Source organism: Streptomyces sp. NPDC050161 (genome assembly GCF_044460025.1).
In the GTDB taxonomy this organism is placed as follows: Bacteria; Actinomycetota; Actinomycetes; order Streptomycetales; family Streptomycetaceae; genus Streptomyces.
In genome coordinates, this window is sequence record NZ_JBITJM010000001.1 from 449,400 (window position 1) to 473,491 (window position 24,092).

Sequence of the window (24,092 nt, forward strand, 5' to 3'; positions counted from 1 at the left end):
TTCCCGGGAGTTCGGGGTAGGCGGACGCAGTCCTGCCGCCTCGAATGTTCGGGAGTACCTGTGAAGAGATCAGCCCGTACCGCGCTCGCAACGTCCGCAGCCGCCCTTGCGGCGGTGCTGCTCGGCGGGTCCGTCGCCGGTGCGGCGCCGTCGTCCGTCCCGCACGCCGCACAGGCCCAGCGGCCCCGCGTTCAGGACGAGTTCGACTCGCTCGGGCCCGAGGTCAGGGCCGCGCGGCTGGATTCGGGGCGTACCGCCCACTACGTCGACGAGGGGCCGCGGGACGGCCGGCCGGTGCTGTTCATCGGCGGGACCGGCACCAGCGCGCGGGCCGCCCACATGACCGACTTCTTCCGCAGCACCCGCGAATCGCTGCGGCTGCGGCTGATATCCGTCGAACGCAACGGCTTCGGCGACACGGCGTACGACCCGAAGCTGGGCAAGGCCGACTTCGCCGATGACGCGCTTCAGGTGCTGGACCGCATCGGGGTCGGCAGGGTCACCGTGGTCGCCATCTCCGGCGGCGGCCCGTACGCGGCGGAGCTGGCGGCGCGGGCGCCGGGCCGGATCCGGGCGCTGCACCTGGCCGCCGCGCTGCCGCCGTACGGCGCGAAGCCGGACTACTGCGGGCTGAGCGACGACGCGCTCGCCAAGGAGGTCGAAGGCCGGATCGCCGACCCGCGCAAGTGGTGGGCCTTCCCGGACGACAGCCCGACGAAGCAGATCCCCGGCTTCGCCGACACCGCGTACGAAGAGGGCGCCAGGACCTACAACCAGCGTGGCCAGAAGGCCGATCCGGCGCCGCAGGTGCACGAGCAGAAGCTCTACTGCGGGCGGCCGGGCCCCGACCTGGCACGGCTGACCGCGCCGGTGTACCTCTACAGCGGCAAGAAGGACACCACCGTGCCGCCCAGCACCCTCGCGACCTGGAAGGCGCACCTGCCGGGCACGCCGAAGGTCCGCAGCTACGCCGATTCCGGGCACGACGTGCAGTACCGGCACTGGGACCAGATCCTGGTCGACCTCGCCGGGTACGGAGACCGTACGGTGGTCTGCCGCCGTGGCCACAGCGGCATGGTCCCGGCCGCCGCGGCCGACCGGATGGTCGCCGACGGGCGGGCCACGCTGGGGAGTTGTGCCTGGCGGGAGTAGCGGAGAATGACGGGGCGCGTCTGCCCTACGGGACCGGGATGCGTAGGCGGAAGCAGGCGCCGCCGCCCGGTGCCGCCTCCGCGGTGAGGACGGCGCCGTGTGCGCGGGCGATCTGCCGGGCCATGGCCAGGCCGAGGCCCGACCCCGGCAGGGCGCGGGCCGCGTCGGCGCGGTAGAAGCGGTCGAAGACGTGCGGGAGGTCGGCGGCGGCGATGCCGGGGCCGTGGTCGCGGACGGTCAGCTCCACGCCGCCGGGTACGACGGCGAGACCGGCCGCCACCGGGCCGCCGGGCGGGGAGAACTTCGCCGCGTTGTCCAGGAGGTTGGACAGCAGCCGCGCCAGGCGGGCCGGCACGCCGGGAACGGTGAGGTCGTCGGCCGCCGGGTCGGTGTGCAGCTCGAAAGTGATCTCCGGCCAGTGTTCGCGGGCCACGCCGACCGCGTGCGCCAGCAGCGCCGCCGGCCGCACCTGCTCCACCAGCGGCTGCGGCTCCTCGTCGCGTGCCAGCTCGATCAGGTCGTTGACGAGGGTGGTGACCTCGCGCAGCTGCCGGCCCAGGGCCGCGGACGCCCGCTCGCGCTGCGCCTCGGTCAACCGGCCCGCGCGGGCCAGGAGTTCGGCGTTGGTGCGGAGCGCGGTGAGCGGGGTGCGCAGCTCGTGCGAGGCGTCCGCGACCAGCCGGCGCTGTGCGGCGACGGACTGCTCCAGCTCGCCCAGCATGACGTTGAAGCTGGCGGCGAGCCGGGTCACCTCGTCCTCGCGTCCGGCCGGTCCGGTGGGCAGTTCGATGCGGTGCCCGGCGTCGCGGGTGGCCGCGATCCGTTCGGCGGTCGCCGTCAGCCGGGCGACCGGCGCGAGCCCGGTGCGGGAGACCCAGTAGCCGAGCGCGGCGGCCAGCAGCACACCGGCGGCGCCGACCACGGACAGCGCCCACGCGGCCTGCCGCACGCCCCGCTCCACGGTGTCCGAGCGCAGCGCGACCTGAAGCGCCTCCCGCGTGCCGGGCAGGTGGGTGGTGAACATCCGGACCGGGTGCCCGCCGACCGTGAGCTTGCTGTAGTACGCGGCGTGGTGCCCGGCCGCGACCTGCCGGGTGGCCTCGCCGACCGGCAGGGCGTAGCGCCCGCGCGGGTCGCGGGCCGGGTCGGACGGCACGATCTGGACGCACGGCACGGCCTGGTAGCGGCAGGAGTCGTCGCTCGCCGTCGGCCCCCAGTTGCGCCGTTCCTTGCTGACCTGGCCGGCCGTCTGCGACAGGTTCAGGTCGAGCTGGCGGGTCATCTGGACGCGGATGATGAGGAAGGCGGCGGCGCAGACGCCGACGGCGACCAGTGCCACGGCGGCCGATGCGGCCAGCGCGAGACGTGTCCGCAGCGGACGGCGCCGCCGCCAGCGGGCGCCGAGGCCGCGACTGCCGCTCACGCCCGGTCCAGGCGGTAGCCGACGCCGTGCACGGTGTGCACGAGCCGGGGCTCGCCGCCGGCCTCCAGTTTGCGGCGCAGGTAACCGACGTAGACGGCAAGCGAGTTGGAGTCGGGGCCGAAGTCGCGGCCCCACACCCGCTCCAGGATCACCTCGCGCGGCATCACCTGCCCCGGGTGCAGCAACAGCAGCTCCAGCAGCGCCCATTCGGTGCGGCTGAACTCCAGGGGGCGGCCCGCGCGGTGTCCGGTGCGGGTGACCGGGTCGACGACCAGGTCGGCGAAGGACAGGGCCGTGTCGTCGGCGCTCCCGGCGGCGGCCCGGCGCAGCAACGCCCGTACCCGGGCGACCAGTTCGTCCAGCGCGAAGGGCTTGACGAGGTAGTCGTCCGCGCCGGCGTCCAGGCCGTCCACCCGCTCGCTGACCGAGTCCAGCGCGGTCAGCACCAGGATCGGCGTCCGGTCGTCCAGCGCGCGCAGTCTGCGGCAGACCGCGAGGCCGTCAAGGACCGGCATCATCACGTCCAGGACCAGCGCGTCCGGCTGCCAGGCGGCCACCTCGGAGAGCGCCGCGAGGCCGTCGGACGCGCCGCGCACCGTGTACCCCTCGACGGCGAGACCGTCCTCGACGGCGGCGCGTACCTCCGGCTGGTCGTCGACGACGAGGATGCGCGGCCCGCCGGCCGCGCCAAGACCGGCGGCCCCGGACGGCGCGGCGGCGGGTTCCGCGGCGGGTTGCGGGCGGGCGGCGCGGTGCGGCGCGGGCTGCGGGGACGGCGTTGACGGCATGGGACCAGGCTGCCAAACCGTGCTCTTAGAAGCTTCTTAGGGCGTATCGCGAGCGTGGCGGCCATGCGCACACCACTTTCCGTCGTGATCGGTGCGGGCGGCACCGGCGGCCACATCTACCCCGGACTCGCCCTCGCCGACGCGCTCCGCCGGGCCGTACCCGACGCGGTGATCTCCTTCGTCGGCACCGAGCGCGGGCTGGAGACGCGGCTGATCCCGCAGGCCGGATACCGGCTGCACACCGTCGACATGATCCCCTTCGACCCCTCGCTGGGCGCCAGGCGCTACCTGCTGCCGGCCGCGCTGCTGAAATCGGGCGCCCAGTGCCGCGCGATCCTCAAGGAGCAGGGCGCCCAGGTCGCCGTCGGCATGGGCGGCTACCCGAGCGCGCCGGTCATCGTGGGGGCGCGTCTGGCCGGGCTGCCGAGCCTGGTCCACGAGTCCAACGCGGTGCCCGGCCGGGCCAACAGGTTCGCCGCCCGCCTCACCCCGCACCTCGCCCTCGCCTTCGACCGCAGCCGCCCGTATCTCGCGGGCGGCGAGCGGGCGGAGACGGTCGGGATGCCGCTGGTCGGGCCGCTGGCCGACCTGGACCGGGCGGCGCTGCGGCCGGCCGCCCGCCGGGAGCTGGGTGTCCCGGACGGGGTGCGGCTGCTGCTGGTCAACGGCGGCAGCCTGGGCGCCGCCCGGCTCACCGATGCCGCGGTGGGCCTTGCCGCCAGGCACCGGGCCCGCGGGGACCTGCGGCTGCTGATCAAGACGGGGCCCGCGGCCCTGGAGGAGACCCGGGCGCGGCTGGCCGCGAACGGCGGCGCGGCGGTGGCCGACGCGGTGCCGTACCTGGACCGGATGGACCTCGCCTACGCCGCCGCCGATCTGGTGGTGTGCCGGGCGGGCTCCGCGACCGTCGCGGAGCTGGCCACCATCGGCATGCCCGCCGTCCTGGTGCCCTATCCGCACGCGCCGGGCGACCACCAGACGCACAACGCGCGGGTGCTCTCCGACGCCGGGGCTGCGCTGCTGCTCGCCGACGCGGAGACCTCGGCGGAGCGTCTCGACGCGCTGACCGCCCCGCTGCTGGCTGATCCGGCCCGGCTCGCGGCGATGGGGGCCGCCGCCGACCCCGGCACCCACAGCAGCGCCGCCGACCTGCTGGCCGCCAAGGCCCTGGCGCTGGCCGGTCACCCGCAGCCGCAGCTCCTCACCCACCCGATATCCGTCCGATGAATCCGGCGTCCGATGCGTCCGATGCCACCCAGGAACATGAAGGAGTCAGCATGAACAGCGACAGCAACAGCACCGGCAACCGCGGCGCCGGGCCGTGGCAGGGCCGGAAGGTGCTGGTCACCGGCGCCGAGGGGTTCATCGGCTCGACGCTGGTGGATCTGCTCGTCGAGCGGGGCGCCGAGGTGCGTGCCCTGGTGCATTACAAGCCGTATGCGGAGAAGGGACACCTGGCCCACCACCTGGCGCCGGGTGGCGCCGTCGAGATGCTGGCGGGCGATGTGCGGGACGCGGGCCGGGTGATGGACGCGGTGGCTGGCTGCGACACGGTCTTCCATCTGGCCGCGCTGATCGGGATCCCGTACAGCTACGACTCGCCCGGTGCCTACGTCCAGACGAACGTCGTCGGCACCGAGAACGTCGCCGAGGCGTGCCGCCGGCACGGGGTGCGGCGCCTGGTGCACACCTCCACCAGCGAGGTCTACGGGACCGCGCTGACCGCGCCGATCTCCGAGGACCACCCGCTCCAGCCGCAGTCGCCCTACTCCGCTTCGAAGATCGGCGCGGACATGCTGGCGCTCTCGCACCGGCACGCGTTCGAGCTGCCGGTGACGGTCGTCCGCCCCTTCAACACCTACGGGCCCCGGCAGTCGGCCCGCGCCGTGATCCCCACGATCCTGGCCCAACTGCACTCCGGCGCACGGCAGATCAAGCTCGGTTCGCTCACCCCGACCCGGGACTTCACCTTCGTCACGGACACCGCGGCCGGCTTCTTGGCGCTGGCCGACTGCGACCGTGCGCTGGGGCACGTCGTCAACCTCGGCACCGGCCGGGAGATCGCCATCGGCGCGCTCGCCGAAGCGCTGATCGCGGCGTCCGGCAGGCAGGCGGAGGTAGTGGTGGACGCCGGGCGGCTGCGCCCCTCGGGCAGCGAGGTCGAGCGGCTGTTGTCGGACAACTCCCGGGCCCGCGAGTGGGCCGGCTGGCGGCCCGAAGTGTCGCTGGAGGAGGGCCTGGAGCGCACGTCGGAGTGGGTGGCCGCGAACCTGGGGCTGTTCCGGGCGGACCGCTACCAGGTCTGACGGCCGTCAGCCGAGAGCCGTCAGCCCCAGCAGCAGCACGGTCGCGAGCCGGTGGGCCCAGGCGTCGTCCACCGGCTCGGCGCTGACCAGGGTGCGGTGCACGATCGCGCCGGCGATGACGTCGAAGATCAGGCCCACCGTGTCCGCCGCGGCCCGTGCGCCCTCGGGCCCCGGGGCGTCGGGCGGCAGCTCGCCGCGGGCCTGGGCGCGCTCGCGGCCCAGGATCACCAGGCGCATCTGCCGGTCGACGATGGCGGTGCGGATCCGCTCGCGCAGCGCCGCGTCCGTCGTCGACTCGGCGACCACGGCCATCAGCGCGGTCTTGGTCTCGGGACGTTCCAGGAGCGCCCCGAACTGCAGGGTGACGTCCTTGATGTCGGCCTGGAGGCAGCCGCTGTCGGGGAGTTCGAGTTCGTCGAAGAGGACCGCGACCGCGTCCACGACCAGTTCGTTCTTGTTGGCCCAGCGCCGGTAGAGCGTCGTCTTGGCCACCTTGGCACGGGCCGCCACATCGCCCATGCTGAGCTTGCCCCACCCCAGGTCGACGAGGGCGGCACGGGTCGCGTCGAGGATCGCGCGGTCGGTCTCGGCGCTGCGGGGGCGGCCGGTGCGGGCCTTGTGCGGGCGGGCGGAGTGCGGCATGCGGGCGACCATACCGGCCAGTAGGCGGCCGGAAGGCGCTGCTCGTGAGACAGATCACGGCCCGCGGGTCCTGAGGGGGGTGCCGGGCCAGGACCCCGAACAGTTACGCTACGGGTCGTAGCGTAAGAGCGACGATCACTGGCCTGGGTGGGGACCTACGGCCGTGCAGGGGCGGCCCTTTCGGGGGCCGTATCGGGCACCGGGCCCGGACGTACGCCGGCATTCCGGCGGAGCGTACGGACGGCCGGGGAGCCCGGGAGAGGATCCGGGACCGCCGGGCGGGCCGGATTTTCCGCATCGCTTTCCGGAACGGACCGCGCAGGGGGGAGGATGGACCCATGCAGCCACGCAACATGTCCATGAGTGGAGTCGTCGACCTCGCAGCGGTGAAGGCGGCCGGGGAAGCGAAGCAGAAGGCGGAGCAGGCGCGCGCCGACGCGGCCCGTACGGGCGAGGCGCCCGTGAGCGGTGCCCCGTTGGTGTTCGACGTCGACGAAGCAGGGTTCCAGCTGGACATCCTGCAGCGCTCCACAGAGGTTCCGGTCGTCATCGACTTCTGGGCCGAGTGGTGCGAGCCGTGCAAGCAGCTGGGTCCGCTGCTGGAGCGCCTGGCGGCCGAGTACGCCGGCAAGTTCGTGCTCGCCAAGATCGACGTCGACGCGAACCAGACGCTTTTCCAGCAGTTCGGCGTGCAGGGCATCCCCGCGGTCTTCGCGGTGGTCGCCGGCCAGCCGATCCCGCTGTTCCAGGGCGCGGCCCCCGAGGCGCAGATCCGCCAGGTGCTCGACCAGCTGGTGCAGGCCGCCGAGCAGCAGTTCGGCATCGTGGGCGCGCCCGTCGACCCGCAGGCCGCGGGTGTCCAGGACGCGCCGGACGAGGCACCGGTGCCCGTCGGCCCGTACGACGCCGCGCTGGAGGCGGCCAACCAGGCGCTGGACTCCGGCGATCTGGGCGGTGCGGTCCAGGCGTACAAGAACGTGCTGTCCGACGACCCGGCCAACCCCGAGGCGAAGCTCGGCCTGGCGCAGGCCGAACTGCTGCGCCGGGTGCAGGACTTGGTCCCCGCCGAGGTGCGCAAGGAGGCCGCGGAGAACCCGGCCGATGTGCAGGCGCAGATCCGGGCAGCCGACCTCGATCTGGTCGGCGGGCACGTCGAGGACGCCTTCGGGCGGCTGGTCGACGCGGTCAAGCGGTCCTTCGGTGACGACCGCGAGGCGGCCCGGGTGCGGCTGCTCGAACTGTTCGAGGTGATCGGGACGGACGACCCGCGGGTGACGTCGGCGCGTACCGCGCTGGCCCGGGTGCTCTTCTGACGCTCCCTCGCTCCCGTCCCGCCGTGTGCCGTGGAGGCAAACGGAACAGCGGCCACGCTTTGCCAAATCTTGGCAATCGTGGCCGCTGTTACTTGGAGTAAATCCCCTGGGGTGTTGCGCGGCTCTGTGTCCGCAAATGCCCCATGTTTCTTCGCTGTGAGCGACGACCCTGCGTACCCGTGCGATATCAGCCGGTCGCAGTCCGGTTATCTGTCCGTTACTCGCAAGTAACGAACCCCTTGTGCGGCGGCGTGGAATGCACCACGATCGGCCACGCTCGGTCCATTCCCGCAGTCCGGCATCCGGCCGGCGCCGCGGGTCGCATGGAACCCCACCGAGTGGCCGGCGGCAGTGCTGCCGGCCGTGGACAGGGGGGTCTTTGCCCAACCGGCAGAGCCTGTCCGGAGGTTGCGCGAGAGCGTGGCCAGTGGTTGTCGCTCGGGGGTGATCGCCGGTATTCGGAAACGTCAAGCGCCTCCGAGTACGGGCGCTCTCCTTCCCGAGGACGTAGCACTTCTCCCATCCCAGGTACGGCAGTTCTCCCCCTGAGGCCGCCGGTATCCGGAGATGTACGTCCGAGAAGGAGGAAAGTCATGGAGTCCCTGGCTCGTGGCGGGACCAGATGGAAGCGGTTCGCCGTCGTCATGGTGCCGAGTGTCGCGGCGACCGCCGCGATAGGCGTCGCCCTCTCGCAGGGCGCGCTCGCGGCATCGTTCAGCGTGTCCGGCCAGCAGTTCAAGGTCAGCACCGACCGGCTGGACGGCACCGGGTTCGTCCAGTACGGAGCGGTCGACGCCCAGAAGAACGGCAAGCAGGTTCCGGTGGCGGTCTCGGCGTTCTCCGACGCCAAGATCAAGAACCTGTGCCAGTCGGTCGTCGTGCCGGTGCCGGTGTTCGGCGATGTGTCGATGAAGCTGATGGCCGGTGGCGGTGACACGCCGGTCCAGGCGAAGAACCTCTACATCGACCTGGACCAGCTGGACGCCGACGCGACCTTCAAGAACATCAACATCGGTGTTGCCGCGGGGTCGACGTCCAAGGGCCCCGGCATGAAGAAGGGCGACAAGGCCGACCCCGGTTCGTTCGCCCAGGAAGCCGACACGGCCACGCTGACCGGCGTCAGGCAGACAGCGTGGGCGACCACCGCCGGCACGTTCAAGCTCAGTGGCCTGCAGATGAAGGTCAGCAAGGGCAAGAACGAGTGCTACTGACGCGCTGAGCGTGCGGGCGCGGGGTGCGTACCCCGAGGCCGGTGCCCCGTGCATCCCGTGCCCGTACGACGGCAGTGCCGTGCAGTACGCATTCCGCTCAGAACCACCGATTTGCCAGTCCCGAGGAGCTGTACCACATGAGCGCCGACACGCGACCACGGCTGATCGAGACCATCGGCCGGAAGCGCATTTCGTTCCGGGAGTGGCGCGGACACCGCCCGTTCTGGGGCGGCTTCCTGACTCTGCTGGCCGGCATCCCGATCATGTACATCCCTTACGCGAATCTCACGATCGGTTCCCTGACCGTCCGCATGGCCACCACCGCCGGCGCCGGTTCGCTGATCATCGGCGTACTGCTGGTCGTGCTCGGCCTGACCATGTGGTTCCAGCCGGCCTCGCGCGTCTTCGCGGGGGTGGCGGCGATCCTGCTGTCACTCGTCTCCCTGGTCGTCTCGAACTTCGGCGCCTTCCTGATCGGCTTCCTGCTGGGGCTGATCGGCGGGGCGCTCGCGGTCTCCTGGGCTCCGGCCAAGGCGGCCGGGGCCGACGCCGGTACGCCCGCGCGCGGGCGGCCCACCGGACCGCTGGGCGACACGGAACCCGCCACGGCCGGCGCCGGTTCGGGATCGGGCAACGCACTGGACGACCTGTCAGGAACGAGCCCGACCAACGGAACGAACGGGAGGCACCGTGCCGGGTGACGAGCTGCACGAGAACGCAGCCGCCGGGGCGAGATCCGGGCCGAGGCACGCGGCACCGAGGAAGCCGCTGCTGACGCGGTTCCACGTGCCCGCGGGCAAGGCGATCGCCATCGCCGCGATGCCGTCGGCCGTACTCATGGGCATGGGCCTGACGCCCCAGCTGGCGATGGCCAAGCAGGCACCCAAGAGCCCTTTCAAGGACGGCCCGTGCGTGAGCGCTCCGGACCCACAGGAGCAGGAAGCGCAGGCGGCGAAGAAGGCCGCCAAGGCCGAGAAGGCCGAGAAGGCCAAGAAGGAAGCCGAGGCCGCGAAGGAAGCGGCGGAGAAGAAGAAGGCGGCCGGGGACAAGAAGCCGGATGCCACCCCGTCCGGTGACGCCGGGGCGTCGCCCTCGCCCTCGCCGTCCGCGTCGAAGGACAAGAGCGAAAGCCCCACGCCGTCGGCCGAGCCGTCGGACAGCCCCTCGCCCTCCGCGACGGCGGACGAGGACAACCCCTGGTACGACCCGCTGGGCCTCGGCAAGAAGATCGGGGACGCCCTCGATCCGAAGAAGGCGCAGGAGAAGGCCGATGACAAGGCCGGCGACGGGGCCACCGCCTCGCCCGGTGCCTCGCCGTCCGGCACCGCCACCGCACCGGAATCCACGGACGGCACGTCCGCGAAGGACGGCGCGGCCCCGCACGCGGGCAAGGGCACCGATCCGGTCAAGGACACGGTGGACAAGCTCGGCAGGACCGCCGATGAGGCGGCCGGCTCCGCGGACAAGCTCGCCGATGAGGCGAAGGACGCCAAGGAGAAGGCCGATCAGGCACTGCCGTCGCCGTCGGCCGGCGCGGCGGACGCGGACGGCAAGAAGCCGTTCCCGTGCGTCGTGGAGAAGAAGTCGGACGGCAGCGACGAGCAGCCGCCCGGCACCGTTCCGAACGAGCCCTGGCAGCTGGAGTCCAGCGCGCTGACCCTGCGCGACCTGGACTACAAGGGCGTGGTCAACCTCAAGACGCCGGACGGGCGGACCAAGCAGGCCCTGAAGTTCACGGCCGGCAGCGTCGACATCGGCGATCTGCACCAGATCGTGGCGGGCCCGAACGGCAAGAAGTACCACGTCCGGGCCGCCAAGGGCTCGACGTCGACGATCCGCGACGGCCAGGTCACGATGTATACGGAACGCCTTGAGGGCAACCTCTTCGGGCTGATCCCGATCGTCTTCGACCCGGAGCACCCGCCGCCCATCAACGTCCCGTTCGCGTACTTCACCAAGGTGAAGATCGCGCAGGCCGGACAGTTCGGCGGCACCCTGCACGTCCCGGGCATGCACCAGAGCATCACCGACTGAGCGGGCAGCGAAAACGGCGGTGGGCCGTCCCCTCGAAGGGGGCGGCCCACCGCCGTTGCTTCAGCGCCGTCGGCGGGCGGTCAGCTCTCGCCGCCGAGGTGGTGCACCCGCACCATGTTGGTGGTGCCGGGGACGCCGGGGGGCGAACCGGCCGTGATGATCATGGTGTCGCCCTGGCTGTAGCGCTGGAGCTTGAGCAGCTCCGCGTCGACCAGGTCGACCATCGCGTCGGTGTTGTCGACGTGCTGCACGACGAAGGTCTCCACGCCCCAGCTCAGCGCGAGCTGGTTGCGGGTGGCCGCGTCGGTGGTGAAGGCCAGGATCGGCTGGGCGGCGCGGTAGCGGGAGAGCCGACGGGCCGTGTCACCGGACTTGGTGAAGGCCACCAGCGCCTTGCCGTTGAGGAAGTCCGCCATCTCGCACGCCGCGCGGGCCACCGCACCGCCCTGCGTACGCGGCTTCTTGCCGGGCACCAGCGGCTGGAGGCCCTTGGACAGCAGCTCCTCCTCGGCCGCCTCGACGATCTTCGACATCGTCTTGACGGTCTCGATCGGGTACTGGCCGACCGACGACTCCGCGGAGAGCATGACCGCGTCGGCGCCGTCGAGGATGGCGTTGGCGACGTCGGACGCCTCGGCGCGGGTCGGCCGCGAGTTGGTGATCATCGACTCCATCATCTGGGTCGCCACGATCACCGGCTTGGCGTTCCTGCGGCACATCTCCACCAGGCGCTTCTGCACCATCGGGACCTTCTCCAGCGGGTACTCCACCGCCAGGTCACCACGGGCGACCATGACGGCGTCGAACGCCATCACGACCTCTTCCATGTTGTTGACCGCCTGCGGCTTCTCGACCTTGGCGATCACCGGAACCCGGCGGCCCACCTCGTCCATGACGCGGTGCACGTCCTGGACGTCCTTGGCGTCCCGGACGAAGGACAGCGCCACCATGTCGCAGCCCATGTGCAGGGCGAACTTGAGGTCCTCGATGTCCTTCTCGGACAGCGCGGGGACGTTCACCGCGGCGCCGGGGAGGTTGATGCCCTTGTGGTCGGAGATGACCCCGCCCTCGATGACGATGGTGCGCACCCGCGGGCCGTCGACCTCGACGACCTGGAGGGCCACGTTGCCGTCGTTGATCAGGACCGGGTCGCCCTTGGAGACATCGGCGGGCAGCCCCTTGTAGGTGGTGCCGCAGATGGTCCTGTCGCCGGGGATGTCCTCGGTGGTGATGACGAACTCGTCGCCGCGCACCAGCTCCACGGGGCCGTCGGCGAAGGTCTCCAGGCGGATCTTGGGGCCCTGGAGGTCGGCCAGCACGCCGACGGCGCGGCCGGTCTCATCGGATGCCTTGCGGACGCGGTGGTACCGCTCCTCGTGCTCCGAGTGGGTTCCGTGGCTCATGTTGAAGCGGGCCACGTTCATCCCGGCCTCGATCAGCGTCTTGAGCTGATCGTAGGAGTCGACGGCGGGGCCCAGGGTGCAGACGATTTTCGAACGGCGCATGGGCTGAATCCTATCGGTTTGTTTCGGAGCGGAATATTCCCCCGCGGGTAAACACCAGGACTAGGCGCTGACCAGGGCGTATGTCTGCTGGGCGATCTCCAGCTCCTCGTCGGTCGGCACCACCGCGACCGCGACCCTGGCGTATTCGGGCGAGATCAGCCGGGGCTCGGCGGAGCGCACGGCGTTGAGCGAGGCGTCCACGGCCAGGCCCATCTCCTCCAGGCCGGCGATCGCGGCCTCCCGCACCGGGGCGGCGTTCTCGCCGACACCCGCGGTGAACGCCACCGCGTCCACCCGGCCCAGGACCGCGCAGTAGGCGCCGATGTACTTCTTCAGACGGTGGATGTAGACGTCGAACGCGAGCTTCGCGCGCGCGTCACCCGCGTCGATGCGGCGCCTGATCTCCCGCATGTCGTTGTCGCCGCACAGCCCGACCAGGCCGCTCTTCTTGTTGAGCAGCTCGTCGGTCTCGTCGGCCGACATCCCGGCGACCCGCTTGAGGTGGAAGGTCACCGCCGGGTCGATGTCGCCCGAGCGGGTGCCCATGACCAGGCCCTCCAGCGGTGTGAGCCCCATCGAGGTGTCCACGCAGCGCCCGCCGGCCACCGCGGACGCCGAGGCGCCGTTGCCCAGGTGCAGCACGATCACATTGACCTCGGACGGGTCCTTGCCGAGCAGCGCCGCGGTCTTGCGCGAGACGTACGCGTGCGAGGTGCCGTGGAAGCCGTAGCGGCGGATGCGGTGCGCGTCGGCGGTCTCCACGTCGATGGCGTAGCGGGCCGCGTACTCCGGCATGGTCGTGTGGAAGGCGGTGTCGAAGACGGCGACCTGCGGCAGGTCGGGGCGGAGCCGCTGGGCCGTCCTGATGCCGGTGATGTTCGCCGGGTTGTGCAGCGGCGCGACCGGCACCAGACGCTCGATCTCCTTGAGCACCACGTCGTCGATCACCGTCGGCACGGTGAACTTCAGGCCGCCGTGCACCACCCGGTGCCCGATCGCGGCCAGCTCCGGCGAGTCCAGGCCGAGGCCGTCGGCGGACAGCTCATCGGCCACCGCCTTCAGCGCGGACTCGTGGTCGGCTATCGGGCCCTCGGTCTCGCGCGCCTCGCCGCCGTTCGCCAGCGGGTGGTGGGTCAGGCGCGAGGTCTCCTCCCCGATGCGCTCGACGAGCCCGGCCGCCAGGCGACTGCCGTCGGTCATGTCGAGCAGCTGGTACTTCACCGACGAGGAGCCGGAGTTGAGGACGAGGACGCGGGAGGCGGTGGCAGTCATGGAGGGCTTTCCGGATGGGGTGCGGGGGTCGTGGGGGAGGGGCGGCGTCAGTCGGCGGTGTGCCCGGCGCCGGGCTGCGCGCCCTGCGCCTGGATGGCCGTGATGGCCACGGTGTTGACGATGTCCTGGACCAGCGCGCCGCGCGAGAGGTCGTTGACGGGCTTGCGCAGGCCCTGGAGGACCGGGCCGACGGCGACCGCGCCGGCCGACCGCTGCACGGCCTTGTAGGTGTTGTTGCCGGTGTTGAGGTCCGGGAAGATCAGCACGGTGGCCTTGCCCGCCACGTCGGACTCGGGGAGCTTGGTCTGCGCGACCGCCGCGTCCACCGCCGCGTCGTACTGGATCGGCCCCTCGACCAGCAGGTCGGGACGGCGCTCACGGACCAGCGCGGTCGCCTTGCGCACCTTGTCGACGTCCGCGCCCGAGCCGGAGGTGCCGGTGGAGTACGACAGCATCGCGATCCGCGGCTCGACGCCGAACTGGGCGGCGGTGGCGGCCGACTGGATGGCGATGTCGGCGAGCTGCTCGGCGTCCGGGTCGGGGTTGACCGCGCAGTCGCCGTAGACCAGGACCCGGTCGGCCAGGCACATGAAGAAGACCGACGAGACGATCTGCGCGCCCGGCTTCGTCTTGATGATCTCGAAGGCGGGGCGGATGGTCGCGGCGGTGGAGTGCACGGCGCCGGAGACCATGCCGTCGGCCAGGCCCTCCTGCACCATCAGCGTGCCGAAGTACGAGACGTCGGCGACCACGTCGAAGGCCAGCTCGTAGCCGACGCCCTTGTGGGCGCGCAGCTCCGCGTACCGCTCGGCGAACCGCTCGCGCAGCGGCGAGGACTGCGGGTCGATGATCTGGGCGCCCGCCAGGTCCATGGACAGCTCGGCGGCGCGCTTGCGGATCGCCTCCTCGTCGCCGAGCAGCGTCAGGTCGCAGACGTCGCGGCGCAGCAGCACATCGGCGGCGCGCAGCACCCGCTCCTCGCCGCCCTCGGGCAGCACCACGCGGCGGCGGCCGGAGCGGGAGCGCTCGATCAGCTCGTGCTCGAACATCATCGGGGTGACCCGTCCGGAACGGGCGACGGAGATACGGTTCGTCAGCTCGGTGGTGTCCACGTGCCGCTCGAACAGGCCGAGCGCGGTCTCGGCCTTGCGCGGCGACGCGGCGTTGAGCTTGCCCTCGATGGCGAACAGCTCGCCCGCGGTGGGGAAGGAACCGCCGGGCACCGAGATGACCGGGGTGCCGGGCGCGAGCCGGCTCGCCAGCGCCATGATGTCGGGCCCGGGGCGCTCGTCGAGGGTGAGGACGACGCCGGCGATGGGCGGGGCGCCCGCGCTGTGCGCGGCGAGCGAGCCGACGACGAGGTCGGCGCGGTCCCCGGGGGTCACCACCAGGCAGCCGGGGGTCAGCGCCTTGAGGAAGGTCGGCAGCATCGCGCCGCCGAAGACGAAGTCGCGGGCGTCCCTGGCCAGCCCGGAATCGTCGCCGAGCAGCACCTCGGCGCCGAGCGTGTGCACGATCTGGGCGACGGTCGGCGCGGACAGCGCGCCGTCCTCGGGGAGCGCGTAGCAGGGCACCGGGAGCCGGGCGGCGAGGCGCTCGGCGACCGCGGTGCGCAGGCCGGGGGCGACGCGGTTGACGACCAGGGCGACGACGTCGCAGCCCAGCGAGTCGTAGGCGCGGTAGGCGTTGCGGGCCTCGGCGCGTACGGACTCGGCCTCCTGGCCCTGGCCGCCGACGACCGGGATCACCGCGGCGCCGAACTCGTTGGCGAGCCGGGCGTTGAGGCTCAGCTCGTCCGGCAGGCTGCTGCCCGCGTAGTCCGAGCCGAGCACCAGGACGTACTCGTACTCCCGCGCCACCTGGTGGAAGCGCTCGACGAGCCGGGAGACCAGCTCGTCGGTGCCCTGCTCGGCCTGGAGGGCGGCGGCCTCGTCGTACGCGATGCCGTAGACGGTCTCGGCGGGCTGCGTCAGCCGGTAGCGCGCCCGTAGGAGGTCGAACAGCCGGTCGGGTCCGTCGTGGACCAGCGGGCGGAAGACACCTACCCGGTCGACGTGGCGGGTGAGGAGCTCCATGACTCCCAGCTCGATGACCTGGCGGCCGTCGCCGCGGTCGATACCGGTCACGTACACGCTGCGCGTCACGCGTGCTCTCCGATCCATTCCGTTGCTGGCATGGTCAAATTCAGCCGTTATGGTGGGCTCGCCCCTCTTGACAATACCCGCGGCTGTGGATAAGTCGCTCTCCCAGTTTCCCCGAGACGGCGGTGCAGGAGAGCGCAGGGGCACCGGGCGAGTGAGGGCGGGTGCCACGGCGCCGTGAAACAATCGGACCGGCTCACACGTCCGACAGCGAGCACAGGAGACACAGCACGATGCGTATCGGAGTCCTCACCGCAGGCGGCGACTGCCCCGGCCTGAATGCTGTGATCAGGTCCGTCGTTCACCGCGCCCTGACGGGGCACGACGATGAGGTCATAGGTTTCGAGGACGGATTCGCCGGGCTGCTCGACGGCCGCTTCCGCAAGCTCGACCTCGACGCGGTCAGCGGCATCCTCGCCCGCGGCGGCACCATCCTCGGCTCGTCCCGGCTGGAGCGCGCCCGGCTCCGCGAAGCCTGCGAGAACGCCAAGGACCACTCCAAGGACTACGGCATCGACGTCCTCATCCCGATCGGCGGCGAGGGCACCCTCACCGCCGCCCGGATGCTGTCGGACGCCGGGCTGCCGGTCGTCGGCGTCCCCAAGACCATCGACAACGACATCTCCTCCACCGACCGCACCTTCGGTTTCGACACCGCGGTCGGCGTCGCCACGGAAGCCATCGACCGCCTCAAGACCACCGCCGAATCGCATCAGCGGGTCATGGTCGTCGAGGTCATGGGCCGGCACGCCGGCTGGATCGCGCTGGAGTCCGGCATGGCGGGCGGCGCCCACGGCATCTGCCTGCCGGAGCGCGGATTCGACGTGAATGACCTGGTCACGATGGTCGAGGAGCGCTTCGCCCGCGGCAAGAAGTTCGCCGTCATCTGCGTCGCCGAGGGCGCGCACCCGGCCGAGGGCTCCATGGACTACAAGAAGGGCGCCATCGACCAGTTCGGCCACGAGCGGTTCTCCGGCATCGGCAACGCCCTCGCCGCCGAGCTGGAAAAGCGCCTCGGCAAGGAGGCCCGTCCGGTCATCCTCGGCCACGTCCAGCGCGGCGGCACCCCCACCGCCTACGACCGGGTGCTCGCCACCCGCTTCGGCTGGCACGCCGTCGAGGCCGCCCACCGCGGCGACTTCGGCAAGATGACCGCGCTGCGCGGCACCGACATCACGATGGTGCCGCTCGCCGACGCGGTCACCGAACTGAAGCGGGTGCCCGCGCACCGCATGCAGGAGGCCGAGTCGGTGTTCTAGAGCCCCGGCCCCGCAGTACCGAAAACGGCGGCGCGCCCCCCGGTGAGGGGAGCGCGCCGCCGTCGGCGTACCGGCGCTCACTCCGCGCCGATCGCCTCCAGCACGTTCAGCTTGGCCGCCCGGCGGGCCGGCCACAGTGCGGCCAGCACCCCGACGATCAGGGCCAGCAGGAGGAACAGGCCGAGCCGGTCCCACGGCGGCCGGAGCGCGTAGTCGGGGAGTCCGTTGCTCATGATGGAGCCGACGGACCAGGAGAGGAAGATGCCGACCGCGATGCCGAGTACGGCGCCGAACAGGGCGATGACCACCGACTCCAGACGCACCATCTGCTTGATGCCGCTCCGGGAGAGCCCGATCGCCCGCAGCATCCCGATCTCACGGGTCCGCTCGAAGACCGACATGGCCAGGGTGTTCACGACACCGACGACCGCGATCACCACGGACATCCCCAGCAGGCCGTAGACGATGTTCACGAGCATCTCGATCGGACCTGACTGCTCCTTGCGGAGCGCGTCGTGGTCCTGGACCTTGAGCAGCGGGCTGTCGCCGAGCGCGTGGCGGATCCGCTTCTCCAGCCCCTCGGTCCTGCCGTCCTCGGCCTTGACCAGCAACTCGTCGTTCTGCTGGGTGAAGAGGTAGGGGTCCACCACGGACGTGGCGGCCAGCGATCCGCCGATGGTCTCGTTGTCCTCGTAGACACCGGCGACCTTCAGCCGGACCTTCGGCTTGTCGTCCTCGAATGTCGCCGTCAGGGCGTCGCCGGTGTGCCAGCCGTTCTCCTTGGCCGTGGTCTGCGACACGGCGATCCCCCGGGGACCGAGGTCCTGGAGCGCCGCGAGCGAACCCTCGGTGAAGGACAGCTGGGCGACCTTGCCGATGCGGGCGAGGTCGGTGCCGGTCACGGCCGCGAAGCCGTGCCCGGCCTGGAAGCCGGTCTTGCGCAGGGGAGCCATCGCCTCGACGCCGGGGACCTGCGCGACCTTGCGGGACAGCGCGATGTCGAGCCCGACGTAGTTCGACGTGGTGACCGCGTAGTCGGCCGTCAGCTCGCGGTTGATCCTGGCGTCCATCGCCTGCTGCACCGAGCTGCCGATGACCGTCATGCCGGTGATCAGGACGAGGCCGATCATCAGCGCCGACGCGGTGGCGGCGGTGCGCCGCGGGTTGCGCAGCGCGTTCTCCTTCGCCAGCTTGCCGCCGATCCCGAAGAGCCGGGTGGTGATCAGGCCCGCCAGGGACACCAGCGGCCGGGACAGCAGCGGGGCGAGGACGACCGCGCCGGTCACGGTGAGGACGCCGCCCGCCATGGCGATCGGCATGTCGTCGGACGACGTCAGGGTGGAGGCGTAGCACATGATCGCCACGCCGAGGCCCCCGATGACGGCGCCGACGGAGTTGCGGATCACCAGGCTGCGCGGCGCGGGCGCCGCCTCGACGCTGTTCAGCGCCTCCACCGGAGCGATCTTCGCGGCCTTGCGGGAGGGCAGCCAGGCGGCCAGGACGGTCACCAGGACACCCACACCCAGCGCGGCGAGCACGCTGGTCGGGGTGAAGACGACCGGGCCGCCGGGGAAGCCCGCGCCGTTGGCGTTGAGCACCGCGCGCAGACCCACCGCGATGCCGGTGCCCAGGGCGAACCCGATCACGGATGACACCAGGCCCAGCAGACCCGCCTCGATCAGCACCGAGCGGACGACCTGGCGCCGGGAGGCGCCCACCGCACGCAGCAGCGCGATTTCGCGGCTGCGCTGGGAGATGAGCATGGTGAAGGTGTTGGCGATGATGAAGATGCCGACGAACAGGGCGATACCGGCGAAGGTCAGCAGCGTCTGGCTCAGCGCCTCGTTCTGTGACGCGATCCTCTTGGCCTGGTCCGCGGCGAGCTGGGTGCCGCTGGTGGCCTCGGCGCGGTCCTTCGGCAGCAGCGTGCGGACCTTCGCGGTGAGCGCCTTCTGGTCGGTGCCCGGCTGCGCCGACACCACCAGCTCCTCGAACTGGCCGGGATGCAGATACAGCTTCTGGGCCGTCGCCGTGTCGAGGAGCACCAGGGTGCCGCCCGCGGTGACCTTCGGGTCGTCGGTCGAGACGATGCCGACCAGCTTCTTCGTCTGCACCGGTCCGTCGACGGCGAAGCGCACGGTGTCGCCGATCCGGTAGCCCGCCGTCTTCGCGGTGGAGTCGGCCAGCGCGATCTCGCTCCCGTTCGCCGGGCCGCGGCCCTGGACCAGCGGGTAGCGGCTGTCCTTGCCGTCCTTGCCCGGGTGGTAGTTGGCGGCGCGGTTCTGCCAGCTGTCACCGACCGGCTTGTTGTCCTTGTCGGCGAGGGTCGCCTCGCCGGTGACGTCGGACCGTACGGCCGTGACGCCGGGCAGCGCCGCGATGCGCTCGGCCAGCGCGCTGTCGAGGAGGGTGGACCGGTTGCCGTCCTTCGGCGGTCCCGCGACATCGGCGTCGACGGCCTGTACGGAGACCGCCACGTCCTTCAGGTTCTTGGCCGAGGCGTTCTTGACGGCTTCGCCGACGGTGTCGCTGAAGACGAGGGTGCCGGCGACGAAGGCGACGCCGAGCACGACCGCGAGCGCGGTCATCAGCAAACGGGCTTTGTGCGCAAAGACGTTGCGCAGTGCGGTGCGGAACATGGTGGTGTGAGTCCTGGGTCCGGTGGCGCGGATGGGGCGGGTGCGGCGGCGCCGCGCGGGGTCAGCTGGTACGGCCCTTGGAGTCGAACATCCGCATCCGGTCCAGAACGGCGTCCGCGGTCGGCTCGTACAGCTCCTCGACGATCCGGCCGTCGGCGAGGAAGACGACCCGGTCCGCGTACGAGGCGGCGACCGGGTCGTGGGTGACCATCACCACGGTCTGGCCCATCGCGCGGACCGACTCCTGGAGGAAGCCGAGGACTTCGGCGCCGGAGCGGGAGTCGAGGTTGCCGGTCGGCTCGTCCGCGAAGATGATCTCCGGCCGGGCGGCCAGCGCCCGCGCGACGGCCACCCGCTGCTGCTGCCCGCCGGAGAGCTGGGCCGGCCGGTGCCCGAGCCGCCCGGACAGGCCGACGGTCTCGATGACGTTGCGCAGCCACTCCCGGTCGGGCTTGCGGCCCGCGATGTCCATCGGCAGCGTGATGTTCTCCTCGGCGGTCAGCGTCGGCAGCAGGTTGAACGCCTGGAAGATGAAGCCGATCCGGTCCCTGCGCAGCCGCGTGAGCTGCTTGTCGCCGAGCGACGCCAGCTCCGCGTCGCCGATCCGCGCCGAGCCGGACGAGACCGAGTCCAGGCCCGCCATGCAGTGCATCAGCGTGGACTTGCCGGAACCCGAAGGGCCCATGATCGCGGTGAAGCGGCCCTTGCCGAACTCGACGGACACGGAGTCCAGCGCCACCACCCGGGTCTCGTTCTGGCCGTAGACCTTGCTCAGGTCCGTCGCGCGGGCGGCGACGGCCGCGGTGGTGCGGGCGGGGGTGGGGGCAGCCGCGTAGGACACGGGGACTCCTGGAGAGGGGGGACGGTGATGCCTCCATTCTTGAATGAGCACGTCATCACGCACGTCACCCGCCAGGACCGAAAGCCCGACCGGCCGGAAGTGCCACGCGTACCCCCCGCGTCATCCCCTGGGGGGACGGCGGTCCGTCCTGCGGCCGACGGCGCGTCAGCCCTCCCCGGCGTCGCCCGCCCGCTCCCAGAAGTGGTCCAGGATGCCGTCGAGGAAGGCGCGGCCGGCCTTCCCCGACGAGGCGGCGCTGCCCCCGCCGCCCCAGTTGAGGGACGCGACCATCGTCGACTGGTACTCGTCGTGCAGATGCTGGAGCACCTCCTGGAGCCGCTCCCTGGGCAGCGGCACGAGCCTGCCGACCGGCCGGACGTACGGCTGCCACCGGGCGGTGACCGCGCTGTGCAACAGCTCGGCCAGGCGCTCCTCCCGGCCGGTGAAGCGGAGCAGGGCGGGCAGCGGCAGCGCGTCGGCGAGCGCGGTCGCCTGCCGGTCACTGCCGTGCCAGGCCCCGCCCTCCTCCAGCTCCCGGTAGGCGGCGGTGTCCATGCCGGTCCGCAGCGCCAGATCGGCGACCGCCATGCCCCGCGCGAAGCGGTACTCGCGCAGCGTGCCGGGGACGCCGATCAGGTCGGCGGGCGCACACCACAACGCCCCGGCCAGCGCGCTCAGTTCGGCCTCGGTGGGCGAGGTCTCGGCCAGCTCCCAGGAGACGACGGTGGCGGCCGTGGCCGGGATGCCGAAGGCGGCCCTGATGCCGTACGCGACGTGCGCGGGGGTCATGCCGAGCGCCTCGCGCAGCCGCCGGGCGGCCTCGGCGTCGAAGGGCGGCCTGCGGGGCTCTGCGGCATGCGTAGTCACCGGCACACGGTAGGTGACGCCGGATCGCGGCACCTATGGTGCGTACGCCCAAGCGTGAAAGTCGTAGGAACGTACGGCGCAAGGGGCTTTTCGGACGCGGTCGCGGCGGGATGGGCCCGCCGGGCGGCCGGGCGCGCCGCCCCTCAGGCAGCCGCCGTCAATGCCCCGACCAGCGATACCGCAGCTCGGGCCGGCCGACCTGGCCGTACTGCGGGGCCCGCGCCGCCCGGCCGGACTCCACGAGGTGTTCCAGATAGCGGCGGGCCGTGATCCGCGAGATGCCGACCCCGGCCGCCGCCTCCGTGGCCGACAGGCCGTCACCGGCGGCGCGCAGCGCGTCGGTGACCGCCCGCAGGGTGGCGGAGGTCAGCCCCTTGGGCAGCGCGGCGGGCCGCGGGGCGCGCAGCGCGGCGATCGCCCGGTCCACCTCGTCCTGGCCGCTGGCCTCGCCCGCGGTGGCGCGGAACTCGGCGTAGCGCAGCAGCCGGTCGCGCAGGGTGGCGAAGGTGAACGGCTTGAGCACGTATTGCACCACGCCCAGCGAGACACCCTCGCGCACCATCGTCAGGTCGCGGGCCGATGTGACCGCGATGATGTCGGCCGCGTGCCCCGCCGCACGCAGGCTGCGCATCAACTGGAGGCCGTGCCCGTCCGGCAGGTACAGATCGAGCAGCAGCAGATCGACGGGGTGGTGGTCGAGGTGGCGGCGCGCGTCGGCGCCGGAGTGCACGGTCCCGGAGACCGTGAAGCCCGGCACCCGCCCGGCGTACAGGGCGTGCGCGGCGGCGGCGACCGGATCGTCCTCGACGACGAGGACCCGGATATCGGCTGTGGTCATCGCGGACACCTTCTCCCATCCCCGCACCCGGCGGGGCCGCACCGCCCGCTCATGAGACGCCGTCCCGCGCTCCGGGCAGGGCGCGCAGCGGCAGCCGTACGGTGAACCGCGCGCCGCCGCCGGCCGCCGTGCCGAGCGTGAGGGTGCCGCCGTTGCGCCGCACCGCCTGCCGCACGAGGGCCAGACCGAGGCCACGGCCGCAGGCCGGCCCGCCGGGCGCCGGGGACTTGCTGCTCCAGCCCCGCCGAAAGATCTCGTCGGCCGCCTCCTCGGCGACACCCGGCCCGTTGTCCGCGACACACAGCAGCAGTTCGCCGCCGTCCGCGCGGGCGGTGACGCGGACCTGCGGCGGCCCGTCGGCGGGCGGCCGGGGCGGCGACGCGGCGTCGGGGGCCGCCGCGTCGATGGCGTTGTCGATGAGGTTGCCCAGCACGGTCACCAGGTCACGGGCGGGCAGCCGGGGCGGGATCAGCCCGTCGTCGATCCGGCTGTCGGGGGTCAGTGTCAGCTCCACGCCGTGCTCGTTGGCCTGCGCCGCCTTGCCCAGCAGCAGCGCGGCGAGCACCGGTTCGGCGACCGCGCCGACGACCTGGTCGGTCAGCGCCTGGGCCAGCTCCAGTTCGGCGGTCGCGAACTCCACGGCCTCGTCCGCGCGGCCGAGTTCGATCAGCGAGACGACCGTGTGCAGCCGGCCCGCGGCCTCGTGCGCCTGCGAGCGCAGCGCCTCGGCGAAGCCGCGTACCGAGTCCAACTCACCGGAAAGCGCCTGGAGTTCGGTGTGGTCGCGCAGGGTCACGACGGTGCCGCGGTGCTCACCGCCCGAGACCGGCGACGCGTTGACGACCAGCACTCGCTCGGCGGTGAGGTGGAGTTCGTCGACCCGCGGTCCGGTGGCGGCCAGCGCTCCGGTCAGTGGATCCGGCAGCCCCAACTCCGCCACCGGCTGCCCCACCACCTCGCCCGTGAGCCCCAGCAACTCCCTCCCGCCGTCGTTGATCAGCGCGACCCTGCGCCGCCCGTCGAGCATCAGCAGCCCCTCGCGTACCGCGTGCAGCGCCGCCTGGTGGTAGTCGTGCATCCGGCTCAGCTCGGCGGCGTTCATCCCGTGGGTGTGCCGCCGCAGCCGCGCGTTGATGACGTACGTGCCGAGCCCCCCGATGGCCAGCGCAGCCGCCGCGACCCCGACCAGCGCGAGCACCTGGTCGCGCAGCTGCTCGCCGATGGACTCGACGGTGATGCCCGAACTGACCAGCGCCGTGACGCGGTTGCCGTGCTCGGGGTCGCGCACCGGGGCGATGACGCGCACCGACGGGCCCAGCACGCCCCGGTACGTCTCGTGGAACGTCTCGCCGCGCAGCGCCCGTTCGGTGTGCCCGTAGTACGTCTTGCCGATCGCGGACGGTTCGGGATGCGTCCAGCGGGTGCCGTCGGTGGCCATGACCACGACGAAGTCGACGCCCGCGTCCCGGCGCAGCCGCTCGGTGTACGGCTGGAGCGCGGCCGTCGGATGCGCACCACGGGCCGCCGCCACGACCGCGGGCGAATCGGCCACCGCGCGGGTCACCGCCGTGGTCTGCCGCCGCGCCGTCTCCTGCGCCTGGCGCCCCGCGCTGACGTACGCGAAGACCACGCACCCGGCGACGACCACGGCCACCAGCAGGACCTGCATCGCGAAGAGCTGCCCGGCGAGGCTGCGCGGACCGCGCAGCGGGCGCGGTGTACGGGGACGGGGGAGGCGCATACATAACAGTCTGCCCGGTCACTTTTACATGAACGAAACGCACACAAGGGTGACGGGCGCCACAACCGACGTGCATAGTCGCCGGGACTTGTTGTGCGCCGGAGCCGCAGATCAGCGCAC

The 24,092-nt window shown here is 72.2% G+C and carries 19 protein-coding genes; 8 read left to right on the top strand and 11 right to left on the bottom strand.

What is annotated here, in order from left to right:
* The first annotated feature begins 60 nt into the window (after positions 1-60).
* Positions 61-1,152, top strand: coding sequence for an alpha/beta fold hydrolase (locus ACIBK8_RS02025; RefSeq protein WP_399039548.1), 1,092 nt, complete (start codon positions 61-63; stop codon positions 1,150-1,152).
* Positions 1,153-1,177: 25 nt separating this feature from the next.
* Here the strand turns inward: ACIBK8_RS02025 and ACIBK8_RS02030 are convergent, their stop codons facing one another.
* Together ACIBK8_RS02030 and ACIBK8_RS02035 are read right to left on the bottom strand one after the other, a co-directional pair.
* Positions 1,178-2,575, bottom strand: a complete 1,398-nt coding sequence (locus tag ACIBK8_RS02030; protein WP_399039549.1) for a sensor histidine kinase — start codon at positions 2,573-2,575, stop codon at positions 1,178-1,180.
* A complete protein-coding gene (locus ACIBK8_RS02035; protein WP_399039550.1) occupies positions 2,572-3,363 on the bottom strand; it encodes a response regulator transcription factor in 792 nt (263 codons plus the stop codon). The genes ACIBK8_RS02030 and ACIBK8_RS02035 overlap by 4 nt, the downstream gene beginning before the upstream one ends.
* Positions 3,364-3,426: 63 nt before the next feature.
* Here ACIBK8_RS02035 and ACIBK8_RS02040 point away from each other — a divergent pair, with 63 nt between their 5' ends.
* Both ACIBK8_RS02040 and ACIBK8_RS02045 read left to right on the top strand, forming a co-directional pair.
* On the top strand, positions 3,427-4,590 hold the full coding sequence (locus ACIBK8_RS02040) for a UDP-N-acetylglucosamine--N-acetylmuramyl-(pentapeptide) pyrophosphoryl-undecaprenol N-acetylglucosamine transferase (RefSeq protein WP_399039551.1): 1,164 nt from the start codon (positions 3,427-3,429) through the stop codon (positions 4,588-4,590).
* Between the two features lie 50 nt (positions 4,591-4,640).
* Positions 4,641-5,669: a GDP-mannose 4,6-dehydratase gene (locus tag ACIBK8_RS02045; protein ID WP_399039552.1), complete on the top strand. Its 1,029-nt coding sequence runs from the start codon at positions 4,641-4,643 to the stop codon at positions 5,667-5,669.
* A 6-nt stretch (positions 5,670-5,675) separates the two neighbouring features.
* On the opposite strand, the gene ACIBK8_RS02050 is transcribed toward ACIBK8_RS02045, so the two are convergent.
* Complete coding sequence (locus ACIBK8_RS02050; protein WP_399039553.1) at positions 5,676-6,311, bottom strand: TetR/AcrR family transcriptional regulator; 636 nt, start codon at positions 6,309-6,311, stop codon at positions 5,676-5,678.
* A gap of 338 nt (positions 6,312-6,649) precedes the next feature.
* Between ACIBK8_RS02050 and ACIBK8_RS02055 the strand changes: the two genes are divergently transcribed.
* The 4 genes from ACIBK8_RS02055 (at position 6,650) to ACIBK8_RS02070 (ending at position 10,869) form a co-directional block, all read left to right on the top strand.
* The gene (locus ACIBK8_RS02055) at positions 6,650-7,624 is read left to right on the top strand and encodes a tetratricopeptide repeat protein (protein WP_399039554.1); all 975 of its coding nucleotides are present in this window, start codon (positions 6,650-6,652) and stop codon (positions 7,622-7,624) included.
* A 593-nt stretch (positions 7,625-8,217) separates the two neighbouring features.
* Entirely contained in the window at positions 8,218-8,835 is a 618-nt protein-coding gene (locus tag ACIBK8_RS02060) for a DUF6230 family protein (protein WP_393682386.1), read from the top strand.
* A 137-nt stretch (positions 8,836-8,972) separates the two neighbouring features.
* Positions 8,973-9,536 carry a DUF6114 domain-containing protein gene (locus tag ACIBK8_RS02065; RefSeq protein ID WP_399039555.1) on the top strand — a complete coding sequence of 188 codons (564 nt, stop codon included), beginning with the start codon at positions 8,973-8,975 and terminating at the stop codon, positions 9,534-9,536.
* Positions 9,526-10,869, top strand: coding sequence for a hypothetical protein (locus tag ACIBK8_RS02070; protein WP_399039556.1), 1,344 nt, complete (start codon positions 9,526-9,528; stop codon positions 10,867-10,869). Before ACIBK8_RS02065 ends, ACIBK8_RS02070 begins: the two co-directional genes overlap by 11 nt.
* Positions 10,870-10,949: 80 nt before the next feature.
* Here the strand turns inward: ACIBK8_RS02070 and pyk are convergent, their stop codons facing one another.
* The 3 genes from pyk to pta are packed head-to-tail and all read right to left on the bottom strand — an operon-like array spanning position 10,950 to position 15,790.
* Entirely contained in the window at positions 10,950-12,374 is a 1,425-nt protein-coding gene (pyk, locus tag ACIBK8_RS02075; RefSeq protein WP_399039557.1) for a pyruvate kinase, read from the bottom strand.
* Between the two features lie 60 nt (positions 12,375-12,434).
* The gene (locus tag ACIBK8_RS02080; protein WP_399039558.1) at positions 12,435-13,646 is read right to left on the bottom strand and encodes an acetate kinase; all 1,212 of its coding nucleotides are present in this window, start codon (positions 13,644-13,646) and stop codon (positions 12,435-12,437) included.
* Positions 13,647-13,693: 47 nt separating this feature from the next.
* Positions 13,694-15,790 (bottom strand): phosphate acetyltransferase, encoded by a 2,097-nt coding sequence (gene pta, locus ACIBK8_RS02085; RefSeq protein ID WP_399039559.1) that lies wholly within the window; start codon positions 15,788-15,790, stop codon positions 13,694-13,696.
* A gap of 230 nt (positions 15,791-16,020) precedes the next feature.
* Here pta and ACIBK8_RS02090 point away from each other — a divergent pair, with 230 nt between their 5' ends.
* The gene (locus ACIBK8_RS02090) at positions 16,021-17,046 is read left to right on the top strand and encodes an ATP-dependent 6-phosphofructokinase (protein WP_399039560.1); all 1,026 of its coding nucleotides are present in this window, start codon (positions 16,021-16,023) and stop codon (positions 17,044-17,046) included.
* 77 nt (positions 17,047-17,123) lie between these two features.
* Here ACIBK8_RS02090 and ACIBK8_RS02095 read toward each other — a convergent pair whose 3' ends face one another.
* The 5 genes from ACIBK8_RS02095 to ACIBK8_RS02115 all read right to left on the bottom strand — a co-directional run bounded on the left by ACIBK8_RS02095 (position 17,124) and on the right by ACIBK8_RS02115 (position 23,972).
* Positions 17,124-19,685 (bottom strand): ABC transporter permease, encoded by a 2,562-nt coding sequence (locus ACIBK8_RS02095; protein ID WP_399039561.1) that lies wholly within the window; start codon positions 19,683-19,685, stop codon positions 17,124-17,126.
* 61 nt (positions 19,686-19,746) lie between these two features.
* Positions 19,747-20,526 (bottom strand): ABC transporter ATP-binding protein, encoded by a 780-nt coding sequence (locus tag ACIBK8_RS02100; RefSeq protein ID WP_399039562.1) that lies wholly within the window; start codon positions 20,524-20,526, stop codon positions 19,747-19,749.
* 165 nt (positions 20,527-20,691) lie between these two features.
* The gene (locus ACIBK8_RS02105) at positions 20,692-21,399 is read right to left on the bottom strand and encodes an XRE family transcriptional regulator (protein ID WP_399039788.1); all 708 of its coding nucleotides are present in this window, start codon (positions 21,397-21,399) and stop codon (positions 20,692-20,694) included.
* 151 nt (positions 21,400-21,550) lie between these two features.
* Complete coding sequence (locus tag ACIBK8_RS02110; protein ID WP_399039563.1) at positions 21,551-22,231, bottom strand: response regulator; 681 nt, start codon at positions 22,229-22,231, stop codon at positions 21,551-21,553.
* Between the two features lie 49 nt (positions 22,232-22,280).
* A complete protein-coding gene (locus ACIBK8_RS02115) occupies positions 22,281-23,972 on the bottom strand; it encodes an ATP-binding protein (RefSeq protein WP_399039564.1) in 1,692 nt (563 codons plus the stop codon).
* Positions 23,973-24,092: the final 120 nt, after the last annotated feature.

Excerpts from the sequence above, each read along its gene's own strand:
- ACIBK8_RS02035 (WP_399039550.1), bottom strand. The coding sequence starts at position 3,363 with ATGCCGTCAACGCCGTCCCCGCAGCCCGCGCCGCACCGCGCCGCCCGC.
- ACIBK8_RS02040 (WP_399039551.1), top strand. The coding sequence starts at position 3,427 with ATGCGCACACCACTTTCCGTCGTGATCGGTGCGGGCGGCACCGGCGGC.
- ACIBK8_RS02045 (WP_399039552.1), top strand. The coding sequence starts at position 4,641 with ATGAACAGCGACAGCAACAGCACCGGCAACCGCGGCGCCGGGCCGTGG.
- ACIBK8_RS02050 (WP_399039553.1), bottom strand. The coding sequence starts at position 6,311 with ATGCCGCACTCCGCCCGCCCGCACAAGGCCCGCACCGGCCGCCCCCGC.
- ACIBK8_RS02055 (WP_399039554.1), top strand. The coding sequence starts at position 6,650 with ATGCAGCCACGCAACATGTCCATGAGTGGAGTCGTCGACCTCGCAGCG.
- ACIBK8_RS02060 (WP_393682386.1), top strand. The coding sequence starts at position 8,218 with ATGGAGTCCCTGGCTCGTGGCGGGACCAGATGGAAGCGGTTCGCCGTC.
- ACIBK8_RS02065 (WP_399039555.1), top strand. The coding sequence starts at position 8,973 with ATGAGCGCCGACACGCGACCACGGCTGATCGAGACCATCGGCCGGAAG.
- pyk (WP_399039557.1), bottom strand. The coding sequence starts at position 12,374 with ATGCGCCGTTCGAAAATCGTCTGCACCCTGGGCCCCGCCGTCGACTCC.
- ACIBK8_RS02080 (WP_399039558.1), bottom strand. The coding sequence starts at position 13,646 with ATGACTGCCACCGCCTCCCGCGTCCTCGTCCTCAACTCCGGCTCCTCG.
- ACIBK8_RS02090 (WP_399039560.1), top strand. The coding sequence starts at position 16,021 with ATGCGTATCGGAGTCCTCACCGCAGGCGGCGACTGCCCCGGCCTGAAT.
- ACIBK8_RS02095 (WP_399039561.1), bottom strand. The coding sequence starts at position 19,685 with ATGTTCCGCACCGCACTGCGCAACGTCTTTGCGCACAAAGCCCGTTTG.
- ACIBK8_RS02110 (WP_399039563.1), bottom strand. The coding sequence starts at position 22,231 with ATGACCACAGCCGATATCCGGGTCCTCGTCGTCGAGGACGATCCGGTC.
- ACIBK8_RS02115 (WP_399039564.1), bottom strand. The coding sequence starts at position 23,972 with ATGCGCCTCCCCCGTCCCCGTACACCGCGCCCGCTGCGCGGTCCGCGC.